Origin of the sequence: Gulosibacter sp. 10 (assembly GCF_900163695.1) — a bacterium.
Lineage (GTDB): Bacteria > Actinomycetota > Actinomycetes > Actinomycetales > Microbacteriaceae > Gulosibacter.
In genome coordinates this window covers 132,865-146,454 of sequence record NZ_FUIC01000008.1, presented here as the reverse complement: position 1 = coordinate 146,454, position 13,590 = coordinate 132,865, and the positions used below count along the sequence as shown (strand labels likewise).

Sequence of the window (13,590 nt, the reverse complement as noted above, 5' to 3'; positions counted from 1 at the left end):
GACGGGCGCTCCATCCGATGTCGGGGGCCGCTCGTAGGATGAGCGGCATGGACAGGCAGGAGCCTCAGGGCGGAGACTTCATCCGGGTGGTGGGCGCGGCCACCAACAATCTGCGCGATGTCACGGTGGACGTGCCGAAGAAGGCGCTCACCGCGGTCACCGGCGTCTCGGGCTCGGGCAAGTCCTCGCTCGTGCTCGACACGATCGCCGCGGAGGCGCAACGGCTGGTGAACGACTCCTATCCCGCGTTCGTGCGCAACCGGCTGCCGCACCTGCCCGAGCCGGAGGTGCAGTCGATGAGCGGGCTCACCTTCACCGCGCTCATCGACCAGCGGCGCTTCACGGGCAACGCCCGGTCGACCGTGGCGACCGCCGCCGACATCGCGCCGCTGCTGCGACTCGTGTTCTCGCGGATCGGCGAGCCCTCGGCCGGATATTCGCCGGCCTACTCCTTCAACGACCCGGCCGGCATGTGCCCCCGCTGCGACGGCCTCGGCACGGTCGTCGACATCGACCTGGACGAGCTCATCGACCCAGAGAAGAGCATCGACGAGGGGCCGGTGCGGTTCAGCCAGTTCCGGCCGGGCGTCTACCGCTGGAAGCGGTTCGCCTACTGCGGCCTATTCGACCGGCGCAAGCCGCTCAAGGACTACACGGAGGAGGAGATGCGGCTCTTCCTCTACGCGGAGCAGCTGAAGCTGCCGGCCCCGGAGCCGGAGTTCCCGAAGACGGCCCGGTTCGACGGGGTGGTCACGCGGATCCGCGACGTGTACATCCGCAACCGCCCCGAGAAGATGTCGGCGGCCGTGCGGGAGGAGCTGGACCGCATCCTCACCCGGCGGCGCTGCCCCGAGTGCGAGGGCGCCCGCCTCAACGAGGCGGCCCGGTCCAGCCTGATCGACGGCCGGTCGATCGTCGACTGGACCGGGATGTCGGTCTCGGCCCTCCACGCCCTGCTCGCGACGATGGACGATCCGCGGGTGGCTCCCGCGGTGCACGGCATGCGGCGCACCCTCGGCGCACTCGTCTCGGTGGGGCTCGGCTACCTCACCCTCGACCGGCAATCCTCGACGCTCTCCGGCGGCGAGGCGCAGCGGGTGAAGATCGTCAGGCATCTCGGCAGTGCGCTGACCGACGTCACCTACGTCTTCGACGAGCCGTCCTCCGGCCTGCACCCGGCGGACGTGCAGCGGCTGAACCGGCTGCTGCGGGAGCTGCGCGACGCGGGCAACACCGTCGTGGTGGTCGAGCACCATCCGCAGGTCATCCGGACGGCCGACCACGTGATCGACATGGGGCCGGGGGCCGGCCGCGAAGGCGGCTCGGTGCAGTTCGAGGGCGATCCCGCGGCCCTCGTCGGGAGCGGCACCATCACGGGGCGGCTGCTCGCGCGGCCGCTCGAGCCGGCGGCGGCCGTGCGGCGGGAGCGGGGCAGCGTCCGCGTCGAGCGGGCGAGCGCGCACAACCTCACGGGCTTCGACGTGGACATCCCGCTCGGGGTGCTGACCGCGATCACGGGGGTGGCCGGCTCCGGCAAGAGCTCGCTCGCCACGGTGGAGCTGCCCGGGCAGCGGCCCGACTTCGTCGTCGTCGGGCAGGATCCGCTGCGCGGCGGCGTCCGGTCCACGTCGCTCAGCGTGCTCGGCATCGCGGACGCGGTGCGCGAGCGGTTCGCCCGGGCATCGGGCCTCGCCCCCGCGTGGTTCAGCTTCAACTCGAAGGGCGCGTGCCCCGCCTGCAGGGGAAAGGGCTACATCACGACGGAGCTCGCCTTCCTCGACGACGTGGCCACGCCCTGCGACGTGTGCGGCGGCGCGCGGTTCAACGAGGAGGCGCTCGCCGCGAGGATCCGGGGGCGGAGCATCGCCGACGTGCTCGGGATGACCGCGGACGACCTCGCGGCGCTGTTCGCGGACGATCCCGAGATCGTCTCGGCGATGCGGTGGATGGATCGGGTCGGCCTCGGCTACATCGCGGTCGGCCAGTCGCTCGACACGCTCTCCGGCGGCGAGAAGCAGCGGCTGCTGCTCGCGAAGCACCTCGGCGCCTCCGCGGATCTCACCCGCGAGCGAATCGTGCTCGACGAGCCGACGACCGGCCTGCACCCGGGCGACGTCGATCGCATCAACGACCTCTTCGCGGAGCTCGTCGATGCGGGAGCCACCCTGGTCGTGGTCGACCACAACCTCCGGGTCATCGCCAGGGCGGACCGCGTCATCGACATCGGCCCGGGGGCAGGGGCCGACGGCGGGCGCCTGCTCGTGACGGGCACCCCCGCCGAGGTGATGCGGTGCGAGGCCTCCCTCACCGGCCGCGCGCTCCGAGCGGCCGCCGAGGGCTAGAGGCGCTCCTCGGCATAGCGGTGCAGCGCGTCGCGCACGAACTCCGCGCCCGCGGCCCCGCCCTCCGAGGTCGCGTAGTTCGCCCCGAATCGGGGATCCGCGACGTACATGTCGGCGAGTCCCCGCACGTAGCCGGCGATGTCGCCGTCGGGCGCGGCCGCCGGCGTGCCGGGCACGCCGCGAAGCCATTCGACGTGCCGGTGCGCGAGCGCCTGCGCCTCCTCGGACGCCGGGTCGACGCCGCGCTCCGCGGCGGAGGACCAGTCGTTCGCGAGGTCCGCGACCCGACGCTGCCAGTCGGCGCGCTCCGCTTCGGAGAGGGAGCGCCACCAGCGGTCGCCCTCGGCATACGCGTCGGCGCCCCAGCGCTGCTCCACCTCCTCGCGGTACCGGGTGTGGTCGAATCCATCGAACATGGTCGTGGCCATGAGTACTCCTCCTTCTTGCAATACCTCGATCGTGGACCGCACGGACGCGATCTGGCGTCCGAGCCGATCCCGCTCCTCGCGGAGCCACTCGAGATGGCTCTCGAGCGCCTCGACCGGATCGGACTGACGGTCGAGCACCTCCGCGATCTGCGGCAGCCCGAGGCCGAGCTCGCGCAGCAGCAGGATGCGCTGGAGGCGCACGAGCGCCTCTTCGTCGTAGCGGCGATAGCCGTTGCCCCCGATGCGGGTGGGCTCGAGCAGCCCGATGGCGTCGTAGTGGCGCAGCGTGCGGCTCGTCGTGCCCGCGAGCTTGGCGATCTCCTGAATCGACCAGTCCATGTGGTCCTCCTCGGTCGTCGGCGACTCCACGCTATTGGTTGACGCAACGTCAAGGTCAAGCACCGACCCCGCAGGAACTCCGAACGAGGCGGCACCCAGCACTCCGAATCGAGATCAGGTACGGACAGCTTGCCTATTTATAAGCAATTAATGCGTCAATTTGTAAGTATGATTTGCAATCACTTGCACACAATGCATGTTCTCCCGACTATGGGAGGAATCGACACAAGGGAGTTTCATGCGCATCACCATCGGCGAGTTCCTGCTCACCCGCCTCGCCCAGGCCGGCATCACCGAGGTCATCGGCGTGCCCGGCGACTTCAACCTCAATCTGCTCGAGCAGATCGACGAGTTCGACGGCATCCGGTTCGTCGGCACCTGCAACGAGCTCAACGCCGCCTACGCGGTGGACGGGTACGCGCGCTCCCGAGGCCTCGGCGCGCTCATGACCACCTACGGAGTGGGGGAGCTCAGCGCGCTGAACGGCATCGCCGGCGCCGCCGCCGAGCACGTGCCGATGATCTCGATCGCGGGCGCGCCGCCGCTCTACGCGACGGAGGGCCGCTACGACCTCCACCACACGATGGCGGACGGCGACTTCACGAACATGCTCGCGAGCGTCGGCCAGTTCACCGCGGCCGCGGTGCGCATCACCCCGGCCAACGCCGCCGAGGAGATCGACCGCGCCCTGCACACCGCCCTGCGCGAGAAGCGGCCGGTGCACATCCAGGTGCCCTCGGACATCTCCCACCTCACCATCGAGGCTCCCGAGGCGCCCTTCGACCCCGCCGCGAGCATCGCGTCGAGCGACCCGGAGCGGCTCGAATCGGCGGTATCGCGCGTGCTCGAACTGTTCGAGGCCGCCGAGCGCCCCGCGCTGCTGGTCGATCTCGACGCGGACCGGCACGGCTTCGCGGCCAAGCTGCAGGCCTTCGCCGAGAAGACGGGCACGCGCTACGCGCAGCTCAACTCGGGCAAGGCGATCCTCGACGAGCGGCACCCGCTCTTCCTGGGCACCTACAACGGCGCCGCCTCCGCGCCCGGCGTGCGCGAGGCGATCGAGGAGGCCGATTTCCTCCTCACCACGACGCCCCGGCTCATCGAGGGCAACTCGGGCGGCTTCTCCGCGAAGCTCCCCCGTGAGGCGACCGTCGACTTCGGCGACCAGCACGTCGGCATCCACGGCGTGGACTACATCGGCATCGACGTGCTCGAACTGCTCGACGTGCTGCTCGAGCGCGCGCCCGAGCGCGCTGGCGCGGCTCCGGAGCCCGCCGCCGAGCCGGAGCCGTGGCGGGCGGACCGCGACGCGCCGCTGACGCAGGCGCGGCTCTGGCCGCGCTTCGGCCGCTTCTTCCGCGAGGAGGACGTGGTGATCGCGGAGGCCGGCACCTCGAACATCGGGCTGGGCACCCAGACGCTGCCCGCGGGCGTGAAGTACATCAACTCGGCGATCTGGGGATCGATCGGATACACCCTGCCCGCGCTGCTCGGCAGCCAGCTCGCCGCGCGCGAGCGACGCCACATCCTGTTCATCGGCGACGGCTCCTTCCAGCTCACCGCGCAGGAGCTCTCCACCATCCTGCGCGAGGACCTCGCGCCCATCATCGTGCTCGTGAACAACCGCGGCTACACGATCGAGCGCTGGATCCTCGGCATGCGCTCCGAGTACAACGACGTCGCCGACTGGGACTACGGCGCCCTGCCGAAGGTGTTCCGCCCGGACACCTCGATGGTCTCCTACTCCGCCCGCACCGAGGGGGAGCTCGAAGAGGCGCTCGCGGCGATCGAGTCCTCCTCCGAGGGCGCCTTCCTCGAGCTGCACCTCGACCCTGAGGACGCGCCGGCCGGCCTCCAGGGCTTCGGCCCGATGACGGCCGACTTCGACTACGGCCCCCGCGGCCCGCGGAACGCCTGAACCGGATCGGCCGGCGGAGGCCGGGCGCTGTCATCCGGCGCCCGGCCTCCGCGGCGGCTCCCGGCGAGCGCGCGCCGGGGCCGCCGCCGTTCAGCCGAGGATGCCCTCATGCAGCGCCCGGAGCACGGCGTTCGTGCGATCCCTCGCGCCGAGCTTCGCGAGGATCACCGACAGGTGGTTCTTCACGGTCCCCTCGGCCAGGTGCACGATCTCCGCGATCTGCCGGTTCGTGTAGCCCTCGGCGACGAGGCGGAGCACCTCGAGCTCCCGTCCGGTCAGCGGCTGCACGGGCGCGTCGTCGGCGCCGGCCGGCGGCGGGCCCGATCGGATGGCCCTGAGCAGCCGGTCGGTGATGGAGGGGGCGATGAGCGTGCCGCCCTCCGCGAGCGTCGCGACAGCGGCGGCGAGCCGCTCGACGGTGACGTCCTTGAGCAGGTAGCCTCGCGCGCCGAGGCGGAGGGCCTCGAGCAGCAGCGCGTCGTCGTCGAAGGTCGTGAGGACGAGCACGGGCGGCGGCTCCGCCTCGGGGTCGTCCGCATCCGGGGCGGCGGAACGGGGCTCCGCGAGGCGTTCGAGCAACCAGAGGCCGTCGTAGCGCGGCATCCGCAGATCGAGCAGGACCACGTCGGGGCTGTCGCGCCGGATGGCCTCGAGGGCGTCGGCGCCGTCCGCGGCCTCGCCGACCACATCGATGCCGCCGAGCTCGAGCAGCGTCCCGATCCCGCGGCGCACGAGGGTCTGGTCGTCGACCACGAGCACGCGGATGCCGGAGCCGGTCATGCGCCGGCCCCCTCGGCGGCTGCGGAGGCGGGGCGCGCGGAGGCGGGCAGCCGCACCTCCACCGTGAACTCGCCGCGGGGCTCCACACGGAGCTCCCCGTCCAGCAGCTCCACGCGCTCGCGCAGCCCGGTGAGCCCGTTGCCGAACTCGATGCTGCCGGGCGGGTACCCGTCGTCCACGCCCACGAGCCGGATCGTCTCGGCGTCGCGGGTCACGTCGAGCCACAGCTCGCGCGCGTTCGCGTGCTTCACCGCATTGGTGACGATCTCCTGGGCGGCGCGCACGAGGGCGGCCGTCTGCTGCTCGTCCGGGTAGACGCCCTCCTCGACGTGCACGTGGACCTGGAGGGTCGGCACCGCCCCGCCGAGCCGTTCGAGATGGGCCCGGAGCCCGCCGCGCTCGGCGGCGCGGAGCTCGCCGACGGTGCTGCGCACGTCCCGGAGCAGCTCCCGTGCGACCTCCGCCGCACGATCGACGTGCACGCCCCGGCGCTCGGCGTCCCGGTGCTTGGCCGCCTCGAGCTCGAGGCTGAGGACGGTGAGCTGATGACCGATGAGATCGTGGAGCTCCCGGGAGATCCGCAGCCGCTCCGAGGCCTTGGCCGAGTCCTCGAGCAGCGCCGCCGCGGCGGTGAGCTCGACGTGCTGCTCCTCGAGCTCGGCGCGCAGCTCGCTCTCGCGCTGCATCGCGGAGCTGCTGAACACGCTTGCGAGGTGGATGAGCAGGCAGAAGACCGTGGTCGCGACGACCTCCGGCGCGTCGGCGCCGGCGAGGAGCTGGTGCAGCATCACGACCGCGCTGTTCGCGACGACGAGGCCGAGGATCGCGGGCATCGGCAGGATGGAGACGCCGGCTGCGGCGATCATCACGAAGATCACGATGAACAGGCCCTGACCGGGCATGGCCATGAGCAGGAGCCAGCTGAGGAGCACGGCCCCGGCGAACACGGGGAGGGGCCAGGGGCGGGGGAGCAGGCCCGACACGGCGAGCACGACGAGCGAGACGGCGAGCAGGAAGAGCCCGCCCCAGAGCCATTCGGGAATGCGGGGCGGCCCGCTCGTGAAGAGCATGAGCACGGCGATGCCCACGCAGATCACGATCATGGCGGCGCCCGAGTAGAGCTCCCAGTGCTGCGGCGGGGTCGGGGCGCGCCGCCCCATCGCGGGGCGGGGCGTCGCGGGGGCATTCATGGGGAGAGCCTACTGACCGGGGACCGGCCGCGGAGGTGCCGATCGTCACGAGCGGGGCGATGACCGGCGGCACCCGCGCCGCCGGGTCCGCGGGGAGCAGCCTTGAGGCATGGAGATACGCAGACGACAGCACGACGCACTCGAGACGGCCGTCCCGGGCGGGCTCGCCGTGACGGAGCACGCGGTGGACGCACGGGACCTCGTCAAGCGCTACGGCCGCCGCACTGCGGTGGACGGGGTGACGCTGCAGATCCGGGCCGGCGAGACCTTCGGGATCCTCGGTACCAACGGGGCGGGCAAGAGCACCGCGGTCGAGATGATCGCGGGGCTGCACCGCCCCGACGGCGGGAGGGTCCGCGTGCTGGGGCTCGATCCCTTCGCCGACCGGGCCGCGGTGCGCCGCATCCTCGGCGTGCAGCTCCAGGAGGCGATGCTGCACGACGCCCTCACCTGCGGCGAGCTCGTGACGCTCTACCGCAGCTTCTACCCGGACCCGCTCTCCGCCGAGGAGGCGCTGGGCATGGTCGAGCTGCAGGGCATGGCGAGGACGAGCTTCGCGAATCTCTCCGGCGGCCAGATGCAGCGGCTCTCCATCGCACTCGCGCTCATCGGGCGTCCCGAGGTCGTGATCCTAGACGAGCTGACGACCGGGCTCGACCCCCGCGCGAGACGGCGGATCTGGGAGACCGTCGAGGGGCTCGAGCGGCAGACGGTGATCCTCGTCAGCCATGCGATGGACGAGGTGGAGCGGCTGTGCGACCGCATCGCGCTCATCGACGCGGGACGGATCCTCGTGCAGGGCACGCCCGCCGAGGTGACCGCCCATGCCGGGGCGCAGTCCCTCGAGGAGGCGTTCGTGGCGCTCACCGGCAGGGAGATCGACGCGGAGGAGGCGGCGTGAGCGCCGCGAGCGCCGCAGCCGCGCGGACCCGGGCGGGCGGCCCGGGGGCGGGCGCCTGGCTCAGGCTCGTCCAGGCCGAGGCGAGGATGACCGTCCGGGACACGGCCGGGCTGATCATCCCCTTCGGCATGCCGATGCTGATCCTCGTCATGCAGGCCATGGCCTTCGACGACCTCGGGACGCCCGTGGCGGAGGGCGTCACCGTGCTCGACTACTTCCTGCTGCCGGTGATCGTCGCGATGGTGGTCGCGACCATTGCGATGATCAACATGCCGAGCTTCCTGGCGACGTACCGCAAGACGCACCTGCTCCGAAGGCTCGCGGTCACGCCGGCCTCGCCCGTGATGGTGCTCATCGCGCAGCTGATCGTGAGCTTCGCGCAGATGCTCCTCGGCGTGGGCATGGCGCTCCTCGTGGGCGCCGTCTTCTTCGAGGCGTCGATGCCGCGGCATCCCTGGCTGACGGCGCTCGTGTTCCTGGCGGCGTGCACCGCGATGTACGGGGTCGGGATGATCGTCGCGTCGATCGCCCCCACGCCGAACTCGGCGGTGGCCATCGGCCTCGTCGCGTTCTTCGGGATCGGGGCGCTCGGGGGCATGTTCGGCCCGGTCGGGAATCTGCCGGAGCCGCTCGCCGCGGTCGGCTCCTGGCTGCCGTTCGGCGCGGCCGTCGAAGCGCTGCAGTCGACGCTCGTCACCGAGCCGGTGCCCTGGCAGAACTGGGCCTCCCTGGGCGGCAGCGCCGTGATCGGCACCGGGGTCGCCGCCCTGCTGTTCCGCTGGGAGTGAGGCCGCGCAGCGCGAAGGGCCGCGGGGGAGCGATGCTCCGCCGCGGCCCCGCCGATGCCGGGTCCCCGGCTCAGGCGACGAGGATCACCCGGCAGTCCTCGGCGCGCTCGATCTCGCCGACGAGGTCCGCGTCGAAGAGCCTCGCCACCGGCCCGTTCTTGGACCGGCCGAGCACCACCATGCCGGCGTGCAGCTCGGCGGCGCGGCGCGCGATGACCGCGCCGGTCGCGGCGTGGTCGCCGACGCTCGTGAGCAGGACCCCTCGGGCGACGACGTCGGAGCCGCGCACCCGGTCGAGCTGGGCGTCGACCACCGCGCGGGAGTGGCGCGCGCTCTCGGGGTCGAGGGTCTGGTCGGCCACCACCTCGGTCTCGGTGACGTGGACGATCTCCACCGATGCGCGGTGCTCCCGGGCGAGGGCCACGGCCCGGTCCACCACCTGGTCGGCCAGCTCGGTGTCGTCGATGGCGGCGATGATCGGCTTGGCGCCGAGCTCCACCTCGTCGAGCACCGTCAGGGAGGCGCCGGGGAGCTCCGGCTCCTCCTCGGCCTCCTCGGCGGACTCGGCCCGGACGAGCAGCTTGTGGCCGCTCGCGAGCACGGGGATCGCGATGAAGAACGCGATGGCGCCGAGCCCGAAGGCCCATCCCTGGCCGAAGTGCTGCGCCACGATGCCCGCGACGAAGGGCGCCAGCCCGCCGCCGAAGAAGCGGAGGAAGCCGTAGGCCGACGAGGCGACGGAGCGCTCCACCGGGGAGACCAGCATGACGGCCTGGGTGGTGAGCGTGTTGTTGATGCCGATGAAGGCGCCGCTGATGATCACGGCGGCGATCACGACGGGCGGGGAGTCGACGCCGATCGCGATCGCGGTCATCACGATGCCGAGCCCGGCGAGGTTCGCGTAGAGCACGGCCGCGGTGCCGAAGCGCCGCTGCAGGCGGGGCGCGAAGAACACCGCGAACGCGGCGACGAGCAGGCCCCATCCGGTGAACACGAAGCCGAGCTGGAGCGCGTCGAGCTTCATCGGGTATGGCGCGTAGCCGAGCATCGTGAAGAAGCCCCAGTTGTAGAGCAGCGCCATGATGCCCATGGTCAGCAGGCCGCGGTGCTTGAGCGCGGCGAGCGGGGCGCCGAGCGAGATCTTCTCCGCCGGCTTGGGGGTCTTCGGGATGAACAGGAGCGTCGCGACGAGCGCGATGCCCATGAGCACGGCCACGCCGAAGAACGGCCCGCGCCAGCTGATGTGGCCCAGCAGGCCGCCGATCAGCGGGCCCGCCGCGATGCCGAGGCCGAGCGCGGCCTCGTAGAGGATGATGGCGCCCGAGAAGCCGCCCTGCGCCGAGGCGACGATCACGGCGAGGCTCGTCGCGATGAACAGCGCGTTGCCGAGGCCCCAGCCGCCGCGGAAGGCGATGATGCCGTCGACGCTGCCCGCGGCGCCCGCGAGCGCGGCGAACACGACGATGAGCGCGAGTCCGACGATGAGCGCCCACTTGGAGCCGATCCGGCTCGACACCCAGCCGACCCCGAGCATCGCGATGGCCGTCACCACGAGGTAGCTCGTGAACAGGAGCGACACCTGGGCGGGCGAGGCGCCGAGGCTGTCGGAGATCGCCGGCAGGATGGGGTCGACGAGCCCGATGCCCATGAACGAGATGACGCAGGCGAAGGCGACCGCCCAGACCGCCTTGGGTTGTTTGAGCAGGCCCTGCTGCTTTCCTTGGGACTGACTCATCAGTGCTGTGCTTCTTCTTTCTTGTCGTGGTCTTCGGCGTCGGGACGTGCGAGGGACTCGACGAGCCGCTCGAGCGCGGGGATGGCCCCTGCCACGGCCGCGCGATCCGCGGGGTCGAGGGTGCGGAGGCGGTCGTCCAGCCGGGATGCGCGCCATCGGCGTCGCGCATCGATGGCGGACCGGCCGGCCTCCGTGATCTCCACGAGCTGCACCCGGCGGTCCTGCTCGGAGGCGGCGCGCAGCACGAAGCCCTCGGCGGCCATCCGGTCGACGAGCTGGGTCATCGCCGGCTGCGAGACCCCCACGGCGTGCGCCAGCCGGGTGACGGGCAGCGGCCCCTCGTTGTCGAGCCGGGACAGCGCCGTGGTCCACGCGCGGGAGAGCTGCTCGTCCGAGGCCTGGTCGCGCAGCCGGTGGACCAGCTGCTCGAGCAGCTCCGAGAGGCTGTCCGCGATCCCATGTCCGTTATCCATAAGGGGATTATATAATAATCTCATGATGGAGTCGAGCGCTGCGGCGCGAGCCGATTGGTAGCGTGGCGGCATGACCACCCGCACGGCATGGCAGCCCATCATGGCGGTGCTCGCGAACGAGGACGCCCGCGCCGTCGCGTGCATCGGCATGCAGGGCGGCGACATCGCTGCCGCGCTCGATCGCCACTCGCCGTCCCGCCGCAGGCGCATCGAGCAGGCGCTCCGGGGAGCGGGCATGCTCGACGAGGACCTGCGCTTCGACGCCGGGGTCTTCGCCCGCGCGCTCGGCGGGGCGAGCCGCCCGAGGCGCGTCGGCGTCGAGCGATTCCTGGAGGACGGGCGGATCCGCCAGTATCCGGCCGACAAGGGGGAGCGCGGCGAGCTCCTCCGCTGGGTCGCGCGGCGCGCCTTCCGCCCGGACGAGGCGCTCACCGAGCGGGAGGTCGGCGAGCGGCTCTCCCGCTACCACGACGATCACGTCGTGCTGCGCCGGTACCTCGTCGACTACGGGCTGCTCGATCGCGCGCCGGACGGCGGCGAGTACCGGCCCCGCGCCTGATGCACGCGCACGGCCCGGATGCCGCGAGGGGCATCCGGGCCGTGCGCGCCGGGGCTACCCCAGCCCGAGGCGCTCCGCGAGGAAGCGGTAGACGAGCGCCCGCACGTGCGCGGACTGCTCGTTCGTCGCGGCGCCGCCGTGGCCGCCCTCGATGTTCTCGTAGTAGGTCACGTCCTTGCCCGCCGCGAGCATCGCCGCCACCATCTTCCGCGCGTGGGCCGGGTGCACGCGGTCGTCGCGCGTCGAGGTCGTGAACAGCACCGGCGGGTAGTCGGCCTCGGGGTCGAACAGGTGATAGGGCGAGAACGTGCGGATGAACTCCCAGTCCGCGGTGTCGGGATCGCCGTACTCCGCCATCCAGGAGGCGCCGGCGAGCAGGTGGGAGTAGCGCTTCATGTCGAGCAGCGGCACCTCAACCACGACCGCGCCGTAGAGCCCGGGCTCGCGCACGAGCATGTTGCCCGTGAGCAGGCCGCCGTTCGAGCCGCCGCGGATGCCGAGGCGCTCCGGCGAGGTGAGGCCCCGATCGATGAGGTCTCGCGACACGGCCGCCATGTCCTCGTAGGCGCGATGCCGGTGCCGCTTCAGCGCGGCCTGATGCCAGGCCGGCCCGTATTCGCCGCCCCCGCGGATGTTCGCGAGCGCATAGGCGCCGCCTCGCTCGAGCCAGGCCCGGCCGAGCGCCGCGTTGTACTCCGGGGTCAGGGAGATCTCGAAGCCGCCGTAGGCGTACTGGAGCGTCGGCGTGCCGCCGTCCGGCGGGAGGTCGCCGCGGTGCACGAGGAAGTACGGGACGCGAGTGCCGTCCTCGGAGGTCGCGAAGCGCTGCGTCGCGACGAGTCCCGACGCGTCGAAGAGCTCGGGCTGCGACTTCAGCGCCCGCGGCGCCTCGCCGGTCCCGATCTCGGCGATCGAGAGGGCCGTGGGGGAGAGGAAGTCGGTGGTCGTGATCCAGACTGCTTCAGAGGTCTTCGCGTCGACGGGGCGGACGTCGATCGTGCCGACCTCCGGTAGACCCGGCAGCGCCACCTCCTCGAAGTCGCCGGCGCGCAGCGCCCGCACTCGGGACTTCACATCCTCGAGCGTGGTGAGCACGAGGTGCTCGCGCGTCCACACCGCATCGACGAGGGAGACGCGCGGATCCGGCTCGAAGAGCACCCGGAAACGGCGGTCGCCGGCGAGGAACTCCTCGAGCCGGATCGCCAGCAGGCTGCCGCCCGCGTAGTCCCGGCCGCCGACGGACCACGCGTCGCGCAGCCGCACCGTGAGCCATTCCCGGTGGAGGTCGGGCTCGGCGGATCGCGGCACGTCGATGCGGACCTGCTCGTCGCCGTCGCCGAGCAGGAAGAACTCCGCGTCGTAGAAGGCCCGCATGCGGATGACGAGGTCGCGCTCGAAGCCCGGGGTCGAGTCGTGCACGGCGTGGATCGACATGTCCGCCTCCTCGCCCTCGTAGACGATCGGCGCCTCGGCCAGGGGCGCGCCGCGCGTCCAGCGCCGGGCGAGCCGCGGATAGCCGGAGGCGGTCATGCTGCCCTCGCCCGTGTCGGTCGCGACGAAGACGGTGTCCTCGTCGATCCAGGACACCGATCCCTTGGCCTCCGGACGGGTGAAGCCGCCCTCGACGAAGGCCTTGCGCTCGAGGTCGAACTCGCGGGTGACGTCCGCGTCGGAGCCGCCCCGCGAGAGGTCGACGAGCGCCAGCCGGAACTCGTCGTCGCCCCGCAGGATCGAGGCGCCGTGCCACACCCAGTTCACGCCCTCCTGCTCGCCCAGCGCGTCGAGGTCGAGCACCGTCTCCCAGTCGGGCCTGTCGCTCGCATAGGACTCCGGCGTCGTCCTGCGCCAGAGCCCGCGCTCGTGCCGGTCGTCCCGCCAGAAGTTGTAGTAGTGCCGCCCGACCTTCGAGACCGCCGGGATGCGGTCCGAGGAGTCGAGCACCTCGAGGATGCGCTCCCGGGTCTCGGCGAACTCCGGCGCGGCGGCGAGCGATTCGGCCGCCTCGGCGTTCCTGGCTCTCGCCCATTCCAGCGCGCGCTCGCCCTCGACGTCCTCAAGCCATGTGTACGGATCCGTCATCCGGCCCTCCTCGTTCCTCGTGGACGTCCATTCAACCGCACCGCGTGCCGCCGGGAGT

The 13,590-nt window shown here is 72.0% G+C and carries 11 protein-coding genes; 5 read left to right on the top strand and 6 right to left on the bottom strand.

The genetic code is table 11. The features are described 5' to 3' along the window. Positions 1 to 47: 47 nt before the first annotated feature. Complete coding sequence (locus FM112_RS03160) at positions 48 to 2,342, top strand: excinuclease ABC subunit UvrA (protein ID WP_176386641.1); 2,295 nt, start codon at positions 48 to 50, stop codon at positions 2,340 to 2,342. On the opposite strand, the gene FM112_RS03155 is transcribed toward FM112_RS03160, so the two are convergent. After that, on the bottom strand, positions 2,339 to 3,109 hold the full coding sequence (locus tag FM112_RS03155; RefSeq protein WP_087003322.1) for a MerR family transcriptional regulator: 771 nt from the start codon (positions 3,107 to 3,109) through the stop codon (positions 2,339 to 2,341). The genes FM112_RS03160 and FM112_RS03155 overlap by 4 nt on opposite strands. Positions 3,110 to 3,347: 238 nt before the next feature. Here FM112_RS03155 and FM112_RS03150 point away from each other — a divergent pair, with 238 nt between their 5' ends. Further along, positions 3,348 to 5,027: an alpha-keto acid decarboxylase family protein gene (locus FM112_RS03150; RefSeq protein WP_087003319.1), complete on the top strand. Its 1,680-nt coding sequence runs from the start codon at positions 3,348 to 3,350 to the stop codon at positions 5,025 to 5,027. 90 nt (positions 5,028 to 5,117) lie between these two features. Here the strand turns inward: FM112_RS03150 and FM112_RS03145 are convergent, their stop codons facing one another. Then, entirely contained in the window at positions 5,118 to 5,807 is a 690-nt protein-coding gene (locus FM112_RS03145) for a response regulator transcription factor (RefSeq protein ID WP_087003316.1), read from the bottom strand. Then, positions 5,804 to 6,997, bottom strand: a complete 1,194-nt coding sequence (locus FM112_RS03140; protein WP_140400552.1) for a sensor histidine kinase — start codon at positions 6,995 to 6,997, stop codon at positions 5,804 to 5,806. The genes FM112_RS03145 and FM112_RS03140 overlap by 4 nt, the downstream gene beginning before the upstream one ends. 109 nt (positions 6,998 to 7,106) lie before the next feature. On the opposite strand from FM112_RS03140, the gene FM112_RS03135 reads away from it, so the two are divergent. After that, positions 7,107 to 7,898 carry an ABC transporter ATP-binding protein gene (locus tag FM112_RS03135; RefSeq protein WP_087003310.1) on the top strand — a complete coding sequence of 264 codons (792 nt, stop codon included), beginning with the start codon at positions 7,107 to 7,109 and terminating at the stop codon, positions 7,896 to 7,898. After that, a complete protein-coding gene (locus tag FM112_RS03130) occupies positions 7,895 to 8,686 on the top strand; it encodes an ABC transporter permease (RefSeq protein ID WP_254910348.1) in 792 nt (263 codons plus the stop codon). The genes FM112_RS03135 and FM112_RS03130 overlap by 4 nt, the downstream gene beginning before the upstream one ends. Before the next feature lie 70 nt (positions 8,687 to 8,756). Here FM112_RS03130 and FM112_RS03125 read toward each other — a convergent pair whose 3' ends face one another. Together FM112_RS03125 and FM112_RS03120 are read right to left on the bottom strand one after the other, a co-directional pair. After that, the gene (locus FM112_RS03125) at positions 8,757 to 10,421 is read right to left on the bottom strand and encodes an MFS transporter (RefSeq protein WP_087003307.1); all 1,665 of its coding nucleotides are present in this window, start codon (positions 10,419 to 10,421) and stop codon (positions 8,757 to 8,759) included. Next, entirely contained in the window at positions 10,421 to 10,894 is a 474-nt protein-coding gene (locus FM112_RS03120) for a MarR family winged helix-turn-helix transcriptional regulator (RefSeq protein WP_176386640.1), read from the bottom strand. Before FM112_RS03120 ends, FM112_RS03125 begins: the two co-directional genes overlap by 1 nt. Positions 10,895 to 10,964: 70 nt before the next feature. Between FM112_RS03120 and FM112_RS03115 the strand changes: the two genes are divergently transcribed. After that, positions 10,965 to 11,453, top strand: coding sequence for a DUF2087 domain-containing protein (locus FM112_RS03115; protein ID WP_087003304.1), 489 nt, complete (start codon positions 10,965 to 10,967; stop codon positions 11,451 to 11,453). A 54-nt stretch (positions 11,454 to 11,507) separates the two neighbouring features. On the opposite strand, the gene FM112_RS03110 is transcribed toward FM112_RS03115, so the two are convergent. After that, complete coding sequence (locus FM112_RS03110) at positions 11,508 to 13,532, bottom strand: prolyl oligopeptidase family protein (RefSeq protein WP_087003301.1); 2,025 nt, start codon at positions 13,530 to 13,532, stop codon at positions 11,508 to 11,510. Positions 13,533 to 13,590 lie beyond the last annotated feature (58 nt).